At 71.5% G+C, this 18,877-nt stretch carries 20 protein-coding genes; 3 read left to right on the top strand and 17 right to left on the bottom strand.

The annotated features are described in order from the left end of the window. Window positions 1-2: 2 nt before the first annotated feature. The 4 genes from FHP06_RS11605 to FHP06_RS11590 all read right to left on the bottom strand — a co-directional run bounded on the left by FHP06_RS11605 (window position 3) and on the right by FHP06_RS11590 (window position 5,707). Window positions 3-1,529, bottom strand: a complete 1,527-nt coding sequence (locus tag FHP06_RS11605; protein WP_147686910.1) for an aldehyde dehydrogenase family protein — start codon at window positions 1,527-1,529, stop codon at window positions 3-5. Then, a complete protein-coding gene (locus FHP06_RS11600; protein ID WP_147686908.1) occupies window positions 1,526-3,109 on the bottom strand; it encodes a GMC family oxidoreductase in 1,584 nt (527 codons plus the stop codon). The genes FHP06_RS11605 and FHP06_RS11600 overlap by 4 nt, the downstream gene beginning before the upstream one ends. A gap of 64 nt (window positions 3,110-3,173) precedes the next feature. Beyond that, window positions 3,174-4,763, bottom strand: coding sequence for a 2-succinyl-5-enolpyruvyl-6-hydroxy-3-cyclohexene-1-carboxylate synthase (menD, locus tag FHP06_RS11595; RefSeq protein ID WP_147686906.1), 1,590 nt, complete (start codon window positions 4,761-4,763; stop codon window positions 3,174-3,176). Further along, window positions 4,760-5,707, bottom strand: a complete 948-nt coding sequence (locus FHP06_RS11590) for an o-succinylbenzoate synthase (protein WP_147686904.1) — start codon at window positions 5,705-5,707, stop codon at window positions 4,760-4,762. Before FHP06_RS11590 ends, menD begins: the two co-directional genes overlap by 4 nt. 48 nt (window positions 5,708-5,755) lie before the next feature. Here FHP06_RS11590 and FHP06_RS11585 point away from each other — a divergent pair, with 48 nt between their 5' ends. Further along, the gene (locus tag FHP06_RS11585) at window positions 5,756-6,415 is read left to right on the top strand and encodes an SDR family oxidoreductase (protein ID WP_147686902.1); all 660 of its coding nucleotides are present in this window, start codon (window positions 5,756-5,758) and stop codon (window positions 6,413-6,415) included. Here the strand turns inward: FHP06_RS11585 and FHP06_RS11580 are convergent. After that, window positions 6,412-7,443 (bottom strand): AMP-binding protein, encoded by a 1,032-nt coding sequence (locus FHP06_RS11580; protein ID WP_147686901.1) that lies wholly within the window; start codon window positions 7,441-7,443, stop codon window positions 6,412-6,414. The genes FHP06_RS11585 and FHP06_RS11580 overlap by 4 nt on opposite strands. Continuing rightward, the gene (locus FHP06_RS11575) at window positions 7,440-7,637 is read right to left on the bottom strand and encodes a hypothetical protein (protein WP_147686899.1); all 198 of its coding nucleotides are present in this window, start codon (window positions 7,635-7,637) and stop codon (window positions 7,440-7,442) included. Before FHP06_RS11575 ends, FHP06_RS11580 begins: the two co-directional genes overlap by 4 nt. A 23-nt stretch (window positions 7,638-7,660) precedes the next feature. Here FHP06_RS11575 and FHP06_RS11570 point away from each other — a divergent pair, with 23 nt between their 5' ends. Then, the gene (locus tag FHP06_RS11570) at window positions 7,661-8,551 is read left to right on the top strand and encodes a 1,4-dihydroxy-2-naphthoate polyprenyltransferase (RefSeq protein WP_187271909.1); all 891 of its coding nucleotides are present in this window, start codon (window positions 7,661-7,663) and stop codon (window positions 8,549-8,551) included. A 51-nt stretch (window positions 8,552-8,602) separates the two neighbouring features. On the opposite strand, the gene cds1 is transcribed toward FHP06_RS11570, so the two are convergent. After that, window positions 8,603-9,691: an L-cysteine desulfhydrase Cds1 gene (cds1, locus tag FHP06_RS11565; protein WP_147686897.1), complete on the bottom strand. Its 1,089-nt coding sequence runs from the start codon at window positions 9,689-9,691 to the stop codon at window positions 8,603-8,605. Next, complete coding sequence (locus FHP06_RS11560) at window positions 9,672-9,935, bottom strand: DUF4229 domain-containing protein (RefSeq protein WP_147686895.1); 264 nt, start codon at window positions 9,933-9,935, stop codon at window positions 9,672-9,674. The genes cds1 and FHP06_RS11560 overlap by 20 nt, the downstream gene beginning before the upstream one ends. A 48-nt stretch (window positions 9,936-9,983) precedes the next feature. Here FHP06_RS11560 and FHP06_RS11555 point away from each other — a divergent pair, with 48 nt between their 5' ends. After that, window positions 9,984-10,244 (top strand): PLD nuclease N-terminal domain-containing protein, encoded by a 261-nt coding sequence (locus FHP06_RS11555; protein WP_222706460.1) that lies wholly within the window; start codon window positions 9,984-9,986, stop codon window positions 10,242-10,244. 97 nt (window positions 10,245-10,341) lie between these two features. Here the strand turns inward: FHP06_RS11555 and FHP06_RS11550 are convergent, their stop codons facing one another. From FHP06_RS11550 to hemL, 9 genes are all read right to left on the bottom strand, one after another. Then, complete coding sequence (locus tag FHP06_RS11550) at window positions 10,342-10,851, bottom strand: type IV toxin-antitoxin system AbiEi family antitoxin domain-containing protein (RefSeq protein WP_147686892.1); 510 nt, start codon at window positions 10,849-10,851, stop codon at window positions 10,342-10,344. Between the two features lie 154 nt (window positions 10,852-11,005). Next, window positions 11,006-12,082 (bottom strand): ABC transporter permease, encoded by a 1,077-nt coding sequence (locus tag FHP06_RS11545; protein WP_222706459.1) that lies wholly within the window; start codon window positions 12,080-12,082, stop codon window positions 11,006-11,008. After that, complete coding sequence (locus FHP06_RS11540) at window positions 12,079-12,924, bottom strand: ABC transporter ATP-binding protein (protein WP_230973495.1); 846 nt, start codon at window positions 12,922-12,924, stop codon at window positions 12,079-12,081. Before FHP06_RS11540 ends, FHP06_RS11545 begins: the two co-directional genes overlap by 4 nt. A gap of 9 nt (window positions 12,925-12,933) precedes the next feature. Next, window positions 12,934-13,914, bottom strand: coding sequence for a c-type cytochrome biogenesis protein CcsB (gene ccsB / locus FHP06_RS11535; RefSeq protein WP_147686890.1), 981 nt, complete (start codon window positions 13,912-13,914; stop codon window positions 12,934-12,936). Then, complete coding sequence (gene resB / locus FHP06_RS11530) at window positions 13,911-15,452, bottom strand: cytochrome c biogenesis protein ResB (protein ID WP_147686888.1); 1,542 nt, start codon at window positions 15,450-15,452, stop codon at window positions 13,911-13,913. The genes ccsB and resB overlap by 4 nt, the downstream gene beginning before the upstream one ends. Then, a complete protein-coding gene (locus FHP06_RS11525) occupies window positions 15,449-16,198 on the bottom strand; it encodes a cytochrome c biogenesis CcdA family protein (protein ID WP_147687083.1) in 750 nt (249 codons plus the stop codon). Before FHP06_RS11525 ends, resB begins: the two co-directional genes overlap by 4 nt. Next, window positions 16,198-16,809: a TlpA family protein disulfide reductase gene (locus FHP06_RS11520; RefSeq protein ID WP_147686886.1), complete on the bottom strand. Its 612-nt coding sequence runs from the start codon at window positions 16,807-16,809 to the stop codon at window positions 16,198-16,200. The genes FHP06_RS11525 and FHP06_RS11520 overlap by 1 nt, the downstream gene beginning before the upstream one ends. After that, a complete protein-coding gene (locus FHP06_RS11515) occupies window positions 16,806-17,456 on the bottom strand; it encodes a histidine phosphatase family protein (protein WP_147686884.1) in 651 nt (216 codons plus the stop codon). The genes FHP06_RS11520 and FHP06_RS11515 overlap by 4 nt, the downstream gene beginning before the upstream one ends. Beyond that, on the bottom strand, window positions 17,453-18,781 hold the full coding sequence (gene hemL, locus FHP06_RS11510) for a glutamate-1-semialdehyde 2,1-aminomutase (protein WP_147686882.1): 1,329 nt from the start codon (window positions 18,779-18,781) through the stop codon (window positions 17,453-17,455). The genes FHP06_RS11515 and hemL overlap by 4 nt, the downstream gene beginning before the upstream one ends. Window positions 18,782-18,877: the final 96 nt, after the last annotated feature.

The following is an 18,877-nucleotide window of genomic DNA, read 5'->3' as shown; positions in this document are numbered from 1 at the left end:
CTCTACTTCTTGGGGAGCGTGCTCTTGCCTCCGTGCATGAGGTTGATCAGCGTGGCGGCCCGCTTGTCGGTCTTCGCGTCGCGCGCGAACGTCGTGAGGGCCAGCAGCGGCTTGTACTTCTGCCGGGTGATCGCCTTGGCGTAGGTGAACTCCTTGAGGCCGTCCGGGCCGTGGATACGGCCGAACCCGGACTCCCCGACGCCGCCGAACGGCAGCGACGGGACGCCGGCGAACGCGGTGACCGCGTTGATCGACGTCATGCCGGAGCGGATGCGCTCGGCGATGGCCATGCCGTTCTTCTTGGAGAACACGGCACCGGCGAGCCCGTAGGCCGTGGCGTTGGTGCGCTCGACGGCCTCCTCCATGGTCTTGACCGGGTTCACCGCGAGGGTGGGGCCGAACGTCTCCTCGGTCATCTCCGTGGAGTCCTCTGGGACGTGCGAAAGGATCGTCGGCTGGACGAACCGCTCGCCGACGGCCTCCGGGCCACCGATCACGACGTTGGCGCCCTTGGCCACGGCGTCGTCGAGGTGGCTCTTGATGATGTCGATCTGCGACGGCATGGTGATCGGCCCGAACGACGCCGTCGCGTCGTCACCGGCGCGCACCTGCTGCACCTGGTCGGTGAGCTCCTTCATGAACGGGTCGAACACCTTCTCGTGCACGTACACGCGCTCGGTGCCGATGCAGGTCTGGCCGGCGTTCGCCATGCCGCTCCAGATGGCGGCGTCGGCGGCCGCGGCGAGGTCGGCGTCCTCGTCGACGATCAGCACGTCCTTGCCGCCGGCCTCGATGATCACCGGCGTGAGGTTGGTGGCACAGGCGGCCATGACCTTCTTGCCCGTGCGGCCGGAGCCGGTGAACGCGAGCTTGTCGATGTCGGCGAGGCACAGCGCGTTGCCGGTCTCGCCGAGGCCGGTGACGGTCTGGAGGACCGGACGGCCGTGGACGACCTCCGCGAACGACTCGGCCAGCCAGCGGCCGACGCCGGGCGTGTACTCGCTGGGCTTGAACACCACGGTGTTGCCTGCGGACAGCGCGTAGACGATGGAGCCCATCGGGGTGAAGACCGGGTAGTTCCACGGGCCGATGACGCCGATGACGCCGAGCGGCTGGTACTGCACGTAGGACGCCTGGTTGGCCATCAGGAGGCCCGAGCTCACCTTGTGGCGGCCGAGCACCTTCTTGGCGTGCTTGGCGGCCCAGTTGAGGTGGTCGATGGCGAGCGCGATCTCGAGCTGGGCGTCGCCGTGCGGCTTGCCGGTCTCGAGGTGGACGAGGTCGGCGAGCTGGGCCATCCGCCGGGTGATGACGCCCTTCCACTGCATCAGCAGCTCCTGGCGGCCCTCGAAGCCGAGCTCGCGCCACCAGGCGGACGCCTCGCGGGCGCGCGCGACGGCGGCGTCGACGTCCTCCTTCGAGGCGACCGGGTGCACGCCGACGACGTCGCCGTTGGCCGGGTTGAGCGACTCGAACGTCTCGGTGGTGCCGGGATCGGTGGTCGTGGTGGGTTCGATGATGGCGGTCATCGGGACTCCTTGATGAGGTCGGCAGCCTTCTCCCCCACCATGATGGCGGGGGCGTTGGTGTTGCCGCGGGGGACGGCGGGCATGACGGAGGCGTCGGCGACGCGGAGGTTCTCGGCACCGTGCACGCGGAGGTCGGGGCCGACGACGCTGCCCTCGATCGTGCCCATCGCGCACGTGGACACCGGGTGGTACAGGGTCTGGCCGAGGCGGGAGATCGTCTCGAGGACGTCGTCGTGGGTGGGGTTGCGGGTGGCCGGGTCCCACGGCTCGTCGATGAACCGCGCGATCGGACCCTGGCTGACGACCTCCCAGAGGCGGTCGTAGCCGGCGACGATGGCGTCGAGGTCGGCACCGTCGTCGAAGTAGCCGGGCTCGATCTCGGGGTGCCAGGTGGGGTCGGCCGAGCGGAGCCTGATGTGACCGCGGCTGTTGACGCGCACGAGCGTGGGCGCGATGGTCAGGCCGCGACGGACGGGCTCGTGGAGGCCGTTGTCGTAGAAGCCGCCGGGCACCATGTGGAACTGCAGGTCGGGGGCGTCGAGGTCGGGGCGCGAGCGGAAGAACGCGCCGGCCTCGGCGAGGTTGGAGCTCAGCGGTCCGCGGCCGGCCTTCTGCGCCTTGAGCAGGTTGCCGAGGCTCAGGAACTCGGCCATGTCGGTGGTGTTCTTCGTGTAGAACAGCGCGCCGGAGACCGGGTGGTCCTGCAGGTTCTGCCCGACGCCGGGCGAGTCGACCGCGACGTCGATGCCGTGCTCGCGCAGGTGGGCGCCCGGGCCGATGCCGGACAGCATGAGGATCTGCGGGCTGCCGATGGCGCCGGCGGACAGGATCACCTCGGCGTCGGCGTGCACGGTCTCGCTGACCGCGCCGCGACGGTAGGTGACGCCCGTGGCGCGGTTGCCGTCCATCTCGATGCGCTGCACGAACGCCTCGGTGCGCACCGTGAAGTTGGGCCGCTCCCGGTTCGGGTGGATGTAGGCGTCGGCGACCGACCAGCGGCGGCCCTTCTTGCAGGTGACCTGGTAGAAGCCGGCGCCCTCCTGCTCGGCGCCGTTGAAGTCGTCGGTGGGCTTGAAGCCGGCCGACACCGCCGAGTCGACGAACGCCTGGCTCAGCTCGTGGTTGTAGCGGCGGTCCTCGACGTGCAGCGGGCCATCGGTGCCGTGGAACGGGTCGCCGAGCCGGGTGTTGCCCTCGGCCTTCTTGAAGTACGGGAGGACGTCGTCGTAGCCCCAGCCCTCGGCGCCGTAGGCGTCGCGCCACTCGTCGTAGTCGGCGCGGTTGCCGCGGATGTAGATCATCGCGTTCATCGACGAGCAGCCGCCGAGCGCCTTCATGCGCGGCCAGAACGCGCGCTTGCCGCCGAGCTGCTTCTGCGGGGTGGTCTCGTAGCCCCAGTCCCACTTGGTCTTGAAGAGGGCGGAGAAGCCGGCCGGCAGGTGGATCATGTCGTCGTCGTCCTCGGGGCCGGCCTCGAGCAGCAGGACCGAGACGGACGGGTCCTCCGACAACCGCGCTGCGACCACTCCTCCGGCGCTCCCGGAACCGATGACGACGTAGTCGAAGTGCTCGTTGGGCATGGATCCCTCTCCGGCGGCTGGACTGTCCACGGTACTGCTGCCGCACACCATGACACAACCGCTGTCACGGTTGGACGGCAGCCTCCACGGCGGCGTTGATCGCCGCCCCCAGCTCGCGGCGGGTGCCACGCGGCACCCGCACCTCGAGCACCCGGATCCCGGCCACGGGCTCCTCCAGGGCGGCGGCGAGCTCGGTCGCGTCGAGCCGTCGGTGCGGGACGCCGACGGCGGCGCAGAGCGCGCCGAGGTCGGCACCCGTTGGGGTGGCGTAGACCCGCTCGAACGACGCCGCGAAGGCCGGGTCGCCCTGCTCCAGGGTCGTGAAGATGCTGCCTCCGTCGTCCGACGCGACGACGACCGTGAGGTCGGGGCGAGGCTCGTCCGGGCCGATCAGCAGGCCGTTGGCGTCGTGCAGGAAGGTCAGGTCGCCCAGGTACGCGATGGCGCGACTCGGCTGGCGGGCGAGAGCGGATCCGACCGCCGTCGAGATCGTCCCGTCGATCCCCGCGAGCCCGCGGTTGCCGATGACGAACCGCCGCTCCCCCACGGTGTACGGGCGGGCGACGAGGTCGAGGTCGCGGACCGGGTTGGACGAGCCCACGACGAGCAGGCCGTTCGGCGGGACGGCCGCGCTCACGGCGCGCGCCACGACGTAGGGGGCGCCGTCCGGTCGCTCGGTCGTGACGACGTCGACCGCCGCCGTCGCCATCGCGTCGGCGGTGCGCCAGGCCTCGAGCCACGAGTCCGGAGCGCGGCCGTCGGGCTCGGCGTGCGGGTGCACGAGCCGCGCGTGGCCGGGCGGGTGCGGGAAGGCCCGGAGGTCGCCGGCCGGCACGACGACGTCGAGGTCGGTGCGCCCGAGGAGCGACGTAATCGGCCGGCTGAGCGTCGGGTGGCCGAACATGATCACCTGGTCGATCTGCCGGGCGAGCGGGGTGGCGGCGAGCATCGGCCGGTAGCTGACCAGCGCGTTCTCGCCGTTGCGGGCGCCCGACGTCGGCTCCGCGAGGAGCGGCAGGCCGGCCTGCTCGGCGAACAGCCGGGCCTGCGGACCGGCGTCGTCGCCGGCCACCACGACGGCGTGCGGGGCGATCTCGAGCGGCGGTCCGTCGAACGACACGTGCGGACCGGTGCGGGGGTGATCGTCGCGCCGTGCGGGGGCCCACTCCCCCGGCTCGATCAGCGGCTCGTCGAGCTCGACGTTGAGGTGCGCCGGGCCGTCGGCCTCGGCGAGCAGTGCGTGCACGGCCGCCGGCTCCTCCCCGTACGCGATGCCGGGGAAGATGCGGACCTGGTCGGTGGTCTGGTTCGCCCCCGTACCGCGCAGCCGGGCCGGCCGGTCGGCGGTGAGGGCGAGCACGCGGACGCGGCTGTGCCGCGCCTCCAGGAGCGCCGGGTGCAGGTTGGCGACCGCGGTGCCGGACGTGGTCACCACCGGCACCCAGGCGTGCGAACCCTTGGCGAGGCCGAGCGCGAGGAAGCCGGCGGTCCGCTCGTCGACGCGCACGTGCAGCCGCAGGGCGCCCGCGCGGTCCGCCTCGGCGAGGGCCAGGGCGATCGGCCCCGATCGCGAGCCGGGCGCGAGCACGGCTTCGCGGACGCCGAGGTCGAGCAGGTCCTCGACGAGCGCACGGCAGGTCTCGGTGGCGCTCACGGCGCCTCCAGCGCCCGCACGACGCCGGCCAGCCGCTGCTGCCAGCGCTCGTCGGTCTCCGGGTCGGCCGCGACGGCGGCGAACGCCGACTCGTCGAGCTCCAAGCGGCCCACCGGCAGGTGACCGTCGACCGGGACCAGCGGGTCGGCGACGACGTCTCCGTCGAGCAGCGACGTGGTGCCCAGGCCGCAGGCGTACGGGAGCTCGGGCAGGGCGGCGGCGAGCGCCACTCCGGCGGCCAGGCCGATCGACGTCTCCACCGCGCTCGACACGACGACCGGCAGCCCGATCTCCTCCGCGATGCGCAGGCACGCGTGCACACCGCCGAGCGGCTGCACCTTGAGGACGGCGACGTCGGCCGCGTCCAGGCGGGCCACACGCAGCGGGTCCTCGGCGCGCCGGATCGACTCGTCGGCGGCGATCGGGACGTCGACGAGGCGGCGCAGCTCCGCGAGCTCCTCGACCGTCTCGCACGGCTGCTCGACGTACTCGAGGTCGTGCTCGGCGGCGAGCGTGCGGATCGCGACCTCGGCGTCCTCGACGGTCCAGGCACCGTTGGCGTCGACCCGCACCTTGCCGCCGGGCCCGAGCGCGTCTCGGACGGCCTCGACGCGGGCGATGTCGTCGGCCAGCGTCTGCCCGGTCTCGGCGACCTTCACCTTCGCCGTCGTGCACCCGGAGCGCCGGACGATCTCGTGGGCCTGCTCCGGCCCGACCGCGGGCACCGTGCAGTTGACCGGGATGCGGTCGCGGACGGCCGCCGGCCACTCGCGCTCCGCTGAGTCGAGGGCAGCCGCGAGCCACGCCGCGCTGGTGGCATCGTCGTAGTCGAGGAACGGGCTGAACTCGGCCCAGCCGGCCTCCCCGCGCAGCACCATCCCCTCGCGTCGCGTGATGCCGCGGAACGGCGTCGGCATCGCGATCGCGTAGGTCCGGAACTGCATGGCCACGACACTAGTGGCGGGATCAGGGGCCGTGCGTACGGTGGAGGTATGAGCCAGATCGCCATCGTGGGTGGCAACGGCCAGGTCGCCCGACACCTCATCAGCCAGCTGGCCGCCGGTGGGCACCAGCCCGTGGCGCTCGTCCGGAACCCCAGCTACACCGCGAACCTCGAGGCCCTCGGCGCCCGGGTGCGCATGCTGGACATCGAGCAGCACGACGTCGACGCCTTCGCCGCCGCGTTCGAGGGCAGCGACGCCGTGGTCTTCGCCGCCGGAGGCGGCCCGGACGGCAACCTCGAGCGCAAGCGCACGGTCGACCTCGGCGGTGCGCTGAAGTCGATCGATGCCGCCCGGATCGCCGAGGTGCCGCGCTTCGTGCAGATCTCGGCCATCGGGGTCGACCTGCCGCTGCCGGACGACACCGAGCCGGTGTGGCGCGCGTACGTGGAGGCCAAGCGCGACGCGGACATCGCGCTGCGCGAGAGCGACCTCGACTGGACGATCCTGCGGCCGGGCCGCCTCACCGACGACGACGGCACGGGTGCCGTCACGATCGGCGACTCCGTCGGTCGCGGCGACATCCCCCGCGCCGACGTCGCAGCCGCCGTCGTCGCTGTGCTCGACGAGCCCGCCTCCGCGGGCCACCAGTGGGACCTCGTCGGCGGGGAGACCCCGATCGACCAGGCCGTCCACGGCCTCGTCGCCTAGCGGGCCGCGAGCCGGCGCAGCGCCAGGCGGTCGACCTTGCCGCCGGGCAGGAGCGGCAGCGCGTCGGCCAGCACCACGTCGCGGGGCGCCCACGTACGCGGCAGCCCGGCCTCGGTGACCGCGTCGCGCAGCTCGTCGAGGCGGCAGCCGTCCAGGCAGACGGCGTCGGCCGGGACCACGACCGCGACGACCTTGGCTCCCCACTCCTCGTCGTCGACGCCGACGACGGCCGCGTCGCCGACCGCGTCGACGGCGCGCAGCACCCGCTCCACCGCGGGCAGCGGCACGTTGACGCCGCCGCTGACCACCACGTCGTCCATCCGGCCCAGCACGTGCAGCCGACCGTCGTCGTCGATCTCGCCGAGGTCCGACGTCGCGAACCACTCGCCGTCGAACGGACGTCCGGCGTACCCGTCGAACAGCACGGGGCCGGCCAATAGCACCTGGCCGTCGTCGCCGATCCGCATCCGGACGTCGCGCAGCGGGACGCCGTCGTAGACGCAGCCGCCACAGGTCTCGCTCATGCCATACGTCCGGACGACGGTCACGCCGGCGGTCCGTGCACGCTCGAGGAGGCCGGGGTCGATCGCCGCCCCGCCGATGAGCAGGGCGTCGAGACCGGTCAGGACGTCGAGGCGGTCGGCCGCGTCGAGACGGTGCAGCTGGGTGGGAACGAGCGACGCGTACCGGCGCGGCCGGTCGAGCGCGGCGAGGGCGGCCTCGAGGTCGTCGTGCTCGCTCGCCACGACCGGATCGGTGCCCGCGAGCGCGGAGCGCACCAGCACCTGAAGGCCAGCGACCCCGTCAGCCGGCAGGGCGAGCAGCCACTGCCCGTCCCCGCCGAGCCGCTCGTGCGTGGCCGTCGCCGACGCCAGCACCGCGCGATGCGACAGCACGACGTCCTTCGGCTCTCCGGTACTGCCGGACGTGCGGATGACCAGCGGGTCGCCACCGTCGCGGACCCAGGGACGGAGCAGGTCGAGGAGAGCGCGCGGCTCCCCGGAGACCGGTGCCAGCGACGCCGTCATCCCAGCTCGTCGTCCGGTTCCGGCTCGTCCTCGACGATGCGCCGCGGCAGTGACTTCACCACCGCCACCGTGCCGACGAAGAGCACGGCGATGATCGCACCGACGCGGATCCAGAGGGCGTCGGTGGTGACCGCGATGAGGCCGAAGAACCCCACCATCACGACGAGCGCGGTGGGGAACGGCGGCTGCTCCATGGCTCGACTCTAGACTGGCGGTCGTGCCTGAAAACGCCCCGTCCGGTCTGTCCGCCTGGATCGAAGGGGCTCGGCCCCGCACCCTCCCCGCCGCCGTCGCGCCCGTCCTGGCCGGCACCGGAGCGGCCGCGCTCGACGACGGGTTCGTCTGGTGGAAGGCCCTGCTCGCTCTCGGCGTCTCGCTGAGCCTGCAGATCGGCGTCAACTACGCCAACGACTACTCCGACGGCATCCGCGGCACCGACGACGACCGCGTCGGGCCACTGCGCCTCGTCGGCTCCGGCACGGCGTCGCCGCGCGCGGTGAAGACGGCAGCGTTCGCGCTCCTGGGCCTCGGCGCGGTCCTCGGCCTCGCGCTCGCCGCGACGACCACGTGGTGGCTGCTGCTCGTCGGTGCCGCCGCCATCGCCGCCGCGTGGACGTACACCGGCGGGTCCAGCCCGTACGGCTACCGCGCGCTCGGCGAGGTCAGCGTGTTCCTGTTCTTCGGCCTCGTCGCGGTCGTCGGCACCACCTACGTGCAGCTCGAGAAGATCACCTGGCCGAGCGTCGTCGCCGCCGTCGGCGTCGGGGCGCTGGCCTGCGCGATCCTCGTCGCCAACAACCTCCGCGACGTGCCCACGGACACGGTCGCCGGCAAGCGCACCCTCGCCGTGGTGCTCGGCGAGCCGCGCACCCGGGTCTTCTACGTGCTGCTCGCCGTCGTGGCGGTCGGCGCCGTCGTCGCCTGCGCCTTCGCGACGCCCTGGGCCCTGCTCGGCCTGCTCGGGCTGCCGATCGTCGTGCGCGCCGCCCGGGTCGTGACGTCCGGAGCCGGCGGGCCCGCCCTCATCCCTGTGCTCCGCGACACCGGCCTCGCCGAGCTCGTCCTCGCGGCCGGGCTCGCCCTCGGCTTGGCCCTGGGTACCCGCTGAGCGTGACGTTTTCGCCCGGAAATTGACGAATTTTGGGTGAAATCGTCACGCTCACGGTGAGGGCGAGGTGAGGACGCCGGTCTTGGCGAGCTCGTCGAGCGCGGCCGCGTACGGAGTGATGTCGATGTCGTGGTCGGCCAGCCACGCGTCGTTGAAGTAGGTGTGCGCGTAGCGCTCGCCACCGTCGCACAGCAGGGTCACGACGCTGCCGGTCTCGCCGTCCTTGCGCATGTTGTCGATGACCCGCAACGACGCCCACACGTTGGTGCCGGTGGAACCGCCGACCGGACGGCCGAGGACGTCGGACACCCACCGCATCGTGGCGATGGACGCCGCGTCGGGCACGCGCGCCATGTCGTCGATGACGCCGCCCACGAACGACGGCTCGACCCGCATCCGGCCGATCCCCTCGATCCGCGACGGCGTGGTGGTGGTGACGTCGGAGCGGTCCGCGACCCAGCCCTCGAGGAACGCCGACCCCTCCGGGTCGGCCACGCCGATGCGGGTCGGGAAGCGGCGGTACCGGACGAAGCGACCGATCGTCGCCGACGTGCCACCGGTGCCCGCGCCGACGACGATCCACGCCGGGATCGGGTGCCGCTCGGCGCGCATCTGCTCGAAGATCGACTCGGCGATGTTGTTGTTGCCCCGCCAGTCGGTGGCGCGCTCGGCGTACGTGAACTGGTCCATGTAGTGGCCGCCGCACTCGTCGGCCAGGCGCCGGGCCTCGTCGTAGACCGCTCCCGGGTCGTCGACGAGGTGGCACCGACCGCCCTGGAACTCGATCAACGCGATCTTCTCCGGGCTGGTGGACGCCGGCATGACCGCGACGAACGGGAGGCCGAGGAGCCGAGCGAAGTACGCCTCGCTGATCGCCGTGGACCCGCTGGACGCCTCGATGATCGTGCTGGTGGAGCACACCCAGCCGTTGCACAGCGCGTACAGGAACAGCGAGCGCGCCAGCCGGTGCTTGAGACTGCCCGTGGGGTGGACGGACTCGTCCTTCAGGTAGAGGTCGATGCCTTCCACCGGCAGCGGGAACGGATGGAGGTGCGTGTCGGCGCTGCGGTTGGCGTCGGCGTCGACACGACGGATCGCCTCGGCGATCCAGGCGCGCTCCTCAGTCGACGTCTTCGGCACTGCGTGACTCCTCGATGCGGTCGGCGATCCGGCTGGCCCGCTGCTCGATGTTCCGGGCCAGGTCGTCGCGCAGTCCACCGAGCGCGACGATCGAGATCACCGCGGACAGGATGGCCGCGACGAGCAGGACGGCCAGGTTGAGGAGGGAGATGTCGTACCAGATCGACGCGAGACCCCAGATGGCCGCGTAGACCGCCACGAAAACGGCGATCCTGGCCAGGGTGTAGATCCAGAACGCCTTCATGCCACGCAGCCTACTGGGGGCTGGAACCGCCCCGGTACCGTGGGATTCATGGGCAAGCTGCTGGTCCCCCTGGTGCTCGGCGTCGTCCTGCTCGTGTACGCGGTGTTCGACCTCCGGGCCACCCCCGTGCACAAGGTCAAGCTCGCGCCCAAGGCGCTCTGGTACGTCATCGTGCTCGTCCCGTTCGTCGGGCCGCTGCTGTGGATCTTCGTCGGCCAGCGCCGCGACAACCCGCACCCGCCCACGCCCCCCGGACGCTCCTGGGGTCGCGGCCCGGACGACGACCCGGACTTCCTGCGCAACCTCTGACCTGCGTCCTCTGACCTGCGTCCTCTGACCTGCGTCCCCGGACCTCGACTTTTGTGGGGTTACGCAGGTTCCCAGCCTCGGGAACCCGCCGAAGCCTTCAGAAGCTGAACCACCGGTGCCACATCGCGCTCGTCCGCGGCGGTGGGCCGGCGTAACCGCCCTGGGCGAGCGCCGCGTACACCCTCCACGGGATCGACGACGGGTTCTGCAGGTCGACGAAGGTCCGATCCGGACCGGTCACCGGCATCCCCTGGATCTGCACCGGATGCAGCCGTCCCTGCCGGCGATGGAGCACCACGCCCTCGAGCTCCGTCGTGGCGCCACGATTCGTCGACAGCTCCAGCGGGCCCGACCGGCTCGGCGCGACTCCGTAGAGCTGCATGGCGCTCGAGTGGCTCACGACGGCGTCAGGTGGCAGGGCGAGCATCGCGGCCGCGAGATGGCGGTCGAAGGTGAGCTCGACGTCGGCCGCCAGGTATACGCCGCGGAAGATCCGTCGGAACCGTGGACCCTCGAGCACGGCGCGCCCCAGTCCGTGCGCCCTGGCCATCGCGACGCTGATCGGGCGATCGGTGAGTGGCGGTGGAAGGTGAACGAGACGCGGCACGCCTCCGAGCCTCGTGCGCGAACCGGGACGACGTCAGGGGCGATCTGAAGCCTGTGGATGCGCCTCTCACCACGGCTTTTGTGGACCTACGGAGGTTCCCTGCATCGGGAACCTGCGTAACCCCGCAAAAGTTGGGGTCGGGCACCTCAGCGCGTCAGTCATCCCAGCGGAAGAGGGTGGCTGCCGCCGCGGTCAGCACCACGGTGAAGCCGAGCAGGACCGCGAGGGGCACCAGGGCGCTGGACGGGCCCTCGCCGCGGACCATCGTGTCGAGCATCCCGTCGTTGAGGTGCTTCAGCGGCAGGACGCGTCCGATGGCGGTGATGTAGCCGGGGGCGCCGTCGAGCGGGAAGAACGAGCCGGACAGGAACGCCATCGGCAGGACGACGAAGTTCGAGATGCCCACCGCAGCCTCCTCGCTCTTGGACACCGAGCCCGCGAGCAGGCCGATGGCCATGAACGCGAGCGTGCCGGCCGTGAGGAGCGGGATGATCATCGGCCAGGCTCCAGTGAGCTTCAGGCCGAAGAACGCCATGCCGATGCCGATGAAGATGGCGGCCTGCACCAGCGCGATCGCGATGCTCACCGACACGCGCGCCAGCACGATCGACGACGTCCGCACCGGCGCGAGCCGCAGCCGGCGGAGCAGCCCGTTGCGACGCCACACGACGAGGTTGGTGGCCGCGCCGAACGTGGCGCCCGACGCGATCGCCCAGCCCATCAGGCTCGGCGTGAAGAACTGGATGGCCGACAGCGACTCGTCCTCGACCTGCTGCGTCGCGAGCGAGAACCGGGGCGGCTGGCCGGTGGCGCTGACGTTGGCCGACTGGACGATCGAGCTGAAGATGCCCTGCACGGTGGCGGCCTTCACCTGGTCGGCCCGCGAGAACCGGACGATCACCTCGTCGCCGCGCTGGAGCACCGCGGCGTCGGCGTCGCCCTTGCGCACCTCGCGGATGGCGTGCGCCTCGCTGGTCGTCCTCTCGATGTCGAGGGTCTGCTCGAACACCTTCTGGGCTGCCGGCGGGGCGTCGTCGAGCACGGCGACCTTGCCCACCTGGACGATCTCCGCCTTCGACGAGCCCTGGTTGCCGAAGATGCCGCCGAACAGGACCAGGAACATCAGCGGGAACAGGATCGCGAAGAAGAACGCCATCTTGTCGCGGAAGAAGCCCTTGAGCATCGCCGTCGTCAGGCTGCGAAAAGCTGCGCTGATCGGGAGGGGGCTCACGCGCGGTACTCCCGTCCGGTCAGGTGCAGGAAGACGTCCTCGAGGGTGGCGCCCTTGACACTCAGCCCGTCGAGCGCGCCGTGCTCCGCGAGGTCGGCCAGCGCGCGGCCGGGGTCGCGCGTCTCGATCACCTGCTCCTCACCGTCGACGAGGACGGTGATGCGGACCGGCGCGTCGAGCCCTCTGACGAGGGCGGCGGGGGTGTCGAGCTCGAGGATGCGGCCCGCGTCCATGATCGCGACGCGGTCGCAGAGGGCCTCGGCCTCGTCCATGTAGTGCGTCGTGAGGACGACCGTGCGGCCGGAGTCGTTCAGCGAGCGCAGCAGGTCCCAGAGGTTGCGCCGGGCCTGCGGGTCGAGCGCGGCAGTGGGCTCGTCGAGGAAGACGACGTCGGGCTCGTGCACCAGCGCGCAGGCGATCGACAGCCGCTGCTTCTGGCCGCCGGAGAGGTCCTCGGTGCGGATGTCCGCCTTGTCGGTGAGGCCGACCTGCTCCAGCAGCGCGTCGCTGCGGCCGCGCGGGACGTCGTACAGCGCGCCGAACGTGTCGAGCTGCTCGCGCGCCGTCAGCCGCTCGAAGAACGACGACGACTGCAGCTGCACACCGATCCGGCGCATCAGCCCGGGCGCACGCGTGGCGGGGTCGACGTCGTCGATGCGGGCCGTGCCGGCATGCGGCTTCCGCAGTCCCTCGACGATCTCGAGCGTCGTGGTCTTGCCGGCGCCGTTGGGCCCGAGCAGTCCGAAGAACTCACCCGGCTCGACGGTGAAGCTGACCCCGTCGACGGCCTTCACGGCTCCGTAGGTCATGACGAGACCGTCGGCCGTGATGCGAACCCCCACGCGGCGACCTTACTTGGCGTACGAGTGCATGCCGCCGACGAACAGGTTCACGCCGGTGAAGTTGAAGACGAACGTCGCGAACCCGACCAACGCGAGGATCGCCGCGGCCTTGCCCTTCCACCCGGCCGTGGCGCGGGCGTGCAGGTAGCCGGCGTATACGACCCAGGTGATGAACGCCCAGACCTCCTTGGGGTCCCACCCCCAGTACCGGCCCCAGGCGTACTGCGCCCAGATGGGTCCGGCGATCAGCGCGGCGAACGTCCAGATCGGGAACGCGAACGCGTGGACGCGGTAGGCGACCTGGTCGATCTTCGCCGACGGCGGGATGCGCCAGAGGAACCCGGTGCGCTCGTCGTCCGGCGTCGTGGCCTCGGCCTTGGACTTCACCAGGTAGAGGACGGACGCGGCCGCGCCGACGAGGAACGCGGCGCCGGAGATCATCGCGCCGAGCACGTGGATGACGAGCCAGTAGGAGTGCAGCGCCGGCACCAGCGGGCCGGCCGGGACGTACACGAGCATCGACGCGCCGAGCACGATCGTGCCGAAGCCGGTGACCATCGGACCGACCCAGTCGATCGACCAGACCTTCACGAGCACCAGGTAGGCCGTCAGCACCATCAGGATGGCGGCGCAGCCGAACTCGTACATGTTGCCCCACGGGACCCGCTCCGCCGCCATGCCGCGGGACGCGACGCCGAGCAGCAGGAGCAGCCAGGCCAGCGCGGTCAGCGAGAGGCCGATGCCGCCGGCCACGTCGCTGCGTTCAGCCGACTCCGTCGCTTCGACGAGCTCGACGACCGTTCCGGTGGTTGAGCCTGGGGGCACCTCCCGCGAGCGAAGCGAGTGGGGGAGCGAAACCGTTTCTCGTTCAGGCGCGAGGGTGCGGGCGAAGCCCCACTGCGCGACGTAGGCCAGCGCGGCGAGGGCGAGCACGACGGTGGCGGCCGCGATCAGGTAGTTCGACGCGGTGGCGTAGTCGGACAGGCTCATGTCGGTTCCTTCTCTTCGCCGAGCGCGCTCCGCAGCCGCTCGAGGAGGTCGTCGAGATCAGCCGGCAGGTCGTCCCGGGGGACGCGGTCGAGCACGGCGACCTCGACCACGGTAACCGCTCCCTCACGCCGGCCCCGCACCCAGGTGCGCCGAGGCTTGATGGACAACGACAGGATCAGCCCGAGCACGCCGACGACGATGCCGATGAGCGGCACCTGCACCAGCGGGGACGAGCTGATCTGGAACCGCGCGAACTGGCGCAGCTCGACGAACTCGATCGATCCACCGCCCGGCAGGTCGACGGTCTGGCCCTCGCTCAGGCTGACGCGGAACGGCGTGCCGTCCGCGTTCATCTCCTGCGTCAGCCTCGTCTTGTCGAGCACGAAGACCGACTGCGGCGTGCCGGCGTCGACGCCGAGGTCGCCGGTGAAGACGAACAGCCCGACGAGCGGGTTGGCCGCGGCCGGGAACGCCGAGACCGGCGCGTCCTTGTCGCCGGTCGAGACCGCCGTGGGCAGGAAGAAGCCCTGGAAGCCGAGACCCTTCGGCTCGGCGTCCGGCACCTTGATGACGCCCGTCGAGGTGTAGGTGCCGTCCTTCGGCAGGAACGGCACGGCGTCCTCGAACGCCACGTTGCCCTTCGCGTCGGTGACCTTGATGACCGGCGCGTACCCCTGCCCGACGAGGAAGACCGACGTGCTGCCGATCTTCAACGGGTGATTCACCTTCACGTCGTACCTGCGCTCGCTGTCGCCGGGCCGGGGTTGGTAGGTGCCGCGCGCCTCGAACAGCCGCGGCGCACCACGCTGCGGTCCGGTCAGCTGGAACTTGGCCACCAGGTCGTCGAGCGTGAGGGAGAAGGGTGGGAGGTCGTCGGGGTCGAACAGCGCGCCGGAGCTGAAGTCGTCGTACTGCGTCAGGACGTTGGAGAACCCGTCGCCCTCGCTGACGATCGCCGAGCCGCGATAGCCGAACAGCGCCCCCGCCGCCACGCCGATCAGCACCGCGACGACGCTGACGTGGAACACCAGGTTGCCGAGCTCGCGCAGGTGCCCGGTCTCGGCCCTCAGCTGGTCGTCGACCACGTCGACGCGGGCTCGTCCGACCGCGGTTCGCGCCGCGACCAGCACCTCGTCGACGGACTTCTCGGTCTCGAACCGTGCGGACGCGGGCATCCGGTCGAAGTTCTTCGGCGCCCTGGGCGGCCGGGCCCGCACGGCCTGCCAGTACGCCGCCGAGCGCGGGATGATGCAGCCGATCAGGGACACCATCAGCAGCAGGTAGATCGCGCTGAACCACGGCGACGTGTAGACGGAGAAGACGCCGAGCCGCTCGTACCAGGGCGCGAGGGTCGGGTGGTCGAGCTTGAAGGCCTCGACGGCGCGCGCGTCGACGCCGCTCTGCGGCACCAGCGACCCGGGCACCGCGGCGATGGCGAGCAGCAGGAGGAGGAACAGCGCCGTCCGCATCGACGTGAGCTGTCGCCAGGCCCACCGCAGCATCTCGCGGGTGCCCAGGGCGGGCGCGGCCTGACTCATAGGGGTGCCTCGAATCCGCCGATCCACGACTGCATCTCCAGGACGATGTCGTTCCACCAGCCGGTGACGAGCAGGACGCCGACGACGATCAGCAGCAGGCCGCCGGCGACGCTCACGGCCCGCTGGTGCCTGCGGAACCAGCGCAGCGCGTGGGTGAAGCGGTCGAACGCCAGGGCCGCGACGACGAACGGGATGCCGAGGCCGAGGCAGTAGGTGAACGTCAGCAGCGCGCCCCGCTCGGCCGTCGCCTCGTTGTTGGCCAGGGTCAGCACCGTGCCGAGCGTCGGGCCGATGCACGGCAGCCAGCCGAGACCGAAGAACACCCCGAGCACCGGCGCGATCACGAGCCCGACCCGCGGGACCGCGTGGATGCGGACCTCTCGCTGCAGGAGCGGCACGAAACCCATGAACACGAAGCCCAGCAGGATCACCAGGACGCCGGTGACGATCGACAGCTCGCGCTGGTACTCGAACAGCTCCTGCCCGAGCGAGCCGAACAGCACGCCGCCGCTCACGAACACCGCGCTGAACCCGAGCACGAACAGCACCGAGCCGAGCAGCATCCGGCTGCGGGACGTCGTGCCGAGGTCCTGCACGCCCACGCCGGTGACGTAGGAGAGGTAGCCCGGCAACAGCGGAACGACGCACGGGGAGAAGAAGGAGATGAGTCCGGCCGCGACCGCGATCGGGATCGCGAGGACGAGCGAGCCGGACGCCACAGTGTCGGAGACGTCCGCCGGGAGGATCACGACTCGTCCTCCAGCACGTCGTCGATCAGCCCGGCGAGCGTCGACGCGGAGACGTCGTCCATGACGCGCGCGGCCACGCGGCCCTTCGCGTCGATGATCCAGGTGGTGGGGATGGCCTGCGACGGGAGCGACTTCGCGAACCCGAGCTGGAGCCGGCCGGAGGAGTCGACGATCGTCGGGTACGGCGTCTTCTGCTTGCGGGTGAACGCCAGCGCGGCTGCGGGCTTGTCGCGCACGAGCAGCCCGAGGAAGCGGACGCCGCGGTCGCGGTACTGCCGGGCGACCTCGCTCAGCGCCGGCGCCTCCTTGCGGCACGGCGGGCACCACGAGCCCCAGACGTTGACGACGAGCACGTCGCCGCCGAGGTCGGCGGCGTCCAACGGCCGCCCCTCGAGGTCGTCACCGGACAGCTCCGGAGCCTTCTCCCGGTCGGCCGGGGCGAGCGTGGTGATGGCGCCGTTGCCACTGACGTACCCGCCCGTCGACCCCTGCGTGCCGACACCACCGCACCCGGACAGGACGACACAGACCAGGACGACCAGACCACGGACCTTGAGCCTGTCGAAAGGTCGCTTCGACAGGCTCAACGACCGGCTCGAGCTAGTCACGCCCCGCCGACGAACTTGCCCTTCAGGGAGTCGGGCAGCAGGTGGCCGGCCGGCTCGCTGTAGGTGAAGCCGGCGAACTCGTCGCCGTCGAACGTCAGGCTGGTGATGCTCGCGAGGGAGCACTGGCGCTTGCGCGGGTCGTGGACGAACGACTTCTGCTCGTACGCCCGCCGCGCGATCCACACCGGCAGCTGGTGCGACACGATGACGGCCTCGTGGCCGCGGGCGGCCTCGCGCGCGTCGGCCACGGCGGCCTGCATGCGGGCGGCGATCTCCTTGTACGGCTCGCCCCACGACGGGCGGAACGGGTTGCGCAGCAGCCACCAGTTCTGCGGGCGCTTCAGGGCGCCGTCGCCGACGCCGAACGTCTTGCCCTCGAACAGGTTGGCCGCCTCGATGACGCGGTCGTCGGTGGTGATCGGGACCTCGAGGATCTTCGACAGCGGCTCGGCCGTCTGCTGTGCGCGCTCGAGCGGCGACGCCACCAGGTGGACGATCTCGTTCTTCGACAGCCACTCGGCCGCGGCGGCGGCCATCTGGTGGCCGAGCTCGGAGAGGAAGTACGACGGGAGGCGTCCGTAGAGCACGCCGTCGGGGTTCTCCACCTCGCCGTGGCGCATCAGGTGCACGATGGTGCGCTCGGTCATGCTGACGTGTCCTCTCGGGCTGCGGCTCGGGCCGCCGCGGGCAGGGCCTCAGCCATCCTAGAGAGGGCCTCCTCGTCGTGAGCGGCCGAGACGAACCAGGTCTCGAACGCGCTCGGCGGCAGGTACACGCCGGCGTCGAGCATCGCGTGGAAGAACGCGGTGAACCGCCCCGTGTCCTGGGCCTGCGCCCCAGCGAAGTCGCGCACCGGCTCCTCGACGCCCCAGAAGACGCTGAACATGTTGCCGGCGGTCTGCACGACGTGCGGGACACCCTCCTTCTCCAGCGCCTCGGTCACCAATGTCTGCAGCTCGGCCGAGGTCTGGTCGATGCGGGCGTAGGCGGCGTCGTCGGCGAGGCGGAGGGTGGTGAGGCCGGCGGTGGTGGCGATCGGGTTCCCCGACAGCGTGCCGGCCTGGTAGACCGGGCCGCTCGGCGCGAGCTGCTCCATCACGTCGGCCCGTCCGCCGAACGCCGCGGCCGGGAAGCCGCCGCCCATCACCTTGCCGAACGTCAGCAGGTCGGGCCGCCAGCCCTCGACGGCGCCGTCGAGGCCCCAGTGGCCCGAGCGGGTGACGCGGAAGCCGGTCATCACCTCGTCGCTGATGAACAGGGCACCGTGGGCGCTGCAGGTCTCGGCCAGGAACCGGTTGAAGCCGGGCTCCGGCGGGACGACGCCCATGTTGCCCGCGGCCGCCTCGGTGATGACGCAGGCGATGCGCGGGCCGAGCTCGGCGAACGCCGCCATGGCTGCCTCGCGGTCGTTGTACGGCAGCACGACGGTGTCGGCCGTGACGTGCGCAGGCACGCCGGGCGTCCCCGGGATGCCGAGCGTGACGACCCCGGAGCCGGCTTCGGCGAGCAGCGGGTCGACGTGCCCGTGGTAGCAGCCGGCGAACTTCACGACCATGTCGCGGCCGGTGAAGCCTCGTGCCAGCCGGACGGCGGACATCGTGGCCTCCGTGCCGGAGGAGACCAGCCGCACCTCGTCGACCGGCGTGCGGGCGACGATCTCCTCGGCCAGCTCGACCTCGGGCACGCTCGGGGTCCCGAACGACGTGCCACGGGCGGCGGCCTCCTGCACCGCCGCGACGACCTCCGGGTGCGCGTGGCCCAGCAGCATCGGCCCCCAGGAGCCGACGAGATCGACGTACCGGCGGCCGTCGACGTCGGTGATCCACGGACCCGAGCCCTCCGCCATGAACCGGGGTGTGCCCCCGACCGCCCGGAACGCCCGGACCGGCGAGTTCACGCCGCCCGGCGAGACCTTCTGGGCCCGCTCGAACCAGTGCTCGCTCCCAGCGGTCGATTCGGGGTTCGGATGCATCGACCCATTGTGTCGTGAGACCCTTGTGACCACGGCGATCACCCCGTAACTCCGTTTCACACTGATCGTTGGTGTAGTAGTCCGCAGGGGTGGACT

It is taken from the genome of Aeromicrobium terrae (genome assembly GCF_008039565.1).
GTDB lineage: Bacteria > Actinomycetota > Actinomycetes > Propionibacteriales > Nocardioidaceae > Aeromicrobium > Aeromicrobium terrae.
This window is presented reverse-complemented; position numbering and strand designations above follow the sequence as displayed.

Coding starts and splice junctions, on each gene's coding strand:
- FHP06_RS11605 (WP_147686910.1), bottom strand. CDS start 1,529: ATGACCGCCATCATCGAACCCACCACGACCACCGATCCCGGCACCACC.
- FHP06_RS11600 (WP_147686908.1), bottom strand. CDS start 3,109: ATGCCCAACGAGCACTTCGACTACGTCGTCATCGGTTCCGGGAGCGCC.
- FHP06_RS11590 (WP_147686904.1), bottom strand. CDS start 5,707: ATGCAGTTCCGGACCTACGCGATCGCGATGCCGACGCCGTTCCGCGGC.
- FHP06_RS11585 (WP_147686902.1), top strand. CDS start 5,756: ATGAGCCAGATCGCCATCGTGGGTGGCAACGGCCAGGTCGCCCGACAC.
- FHP06_RS11580 (WP_147686901.1), bottom strand. CDS start 7,443: ATGACGGCGTCGCTGGCACCGGTCTCCGGGGAGCCGCGCGCTCTCCTC.
- FHP06_RS11575 (WP_147686899.1), bottom strand. CDS start 7,637: ATGGAGCAGCCGCCGTTCCCCACCGCGCTCGTCGTGATGGTGGGGTTC.
- FHP06_RS11560 (WP_147686895.1), bottom strand. CDS start 9,935: ATGAAGGCGTTCTGGATCTACACCCTGGCCAGGATCGCCGTTTTCGTG.
- FHP06_RS11555 (WP_222706460.1), top strand. CDS start 9,984: ATGGGCAAGCTGCTGGTCCCCCTGGTGCTCGGCGTCGTCCTGCTCGTG.
- ccsB (WP_147686890.1), bottom strand. CDS start 13,914: ATGAGCCTGTCCGACTACGCCACCGCGTCGAACTACCTGATCGCGGCC.
- resB (WP_147686888.1), bottom strand. CDS start 15,452: ATGAGTCAGGCCGCGCCCGCCCTGGGCACCCGCGAGATGCTGCGGTGG.
- FHP06_RS11515 (WP_147686884.1), bottom strand. CDS start 17,456: ATGACCGAGCGCACCATCGTGCACCTGATGCGCCACGGCGAGGTGGAG.
- hemL (WP_147686882.1), bottom strand. CDS start 18,781: ATGCATCCGAACCCCGAATCGACCGCTGGGAGCGAGCACTGGTTCGAG.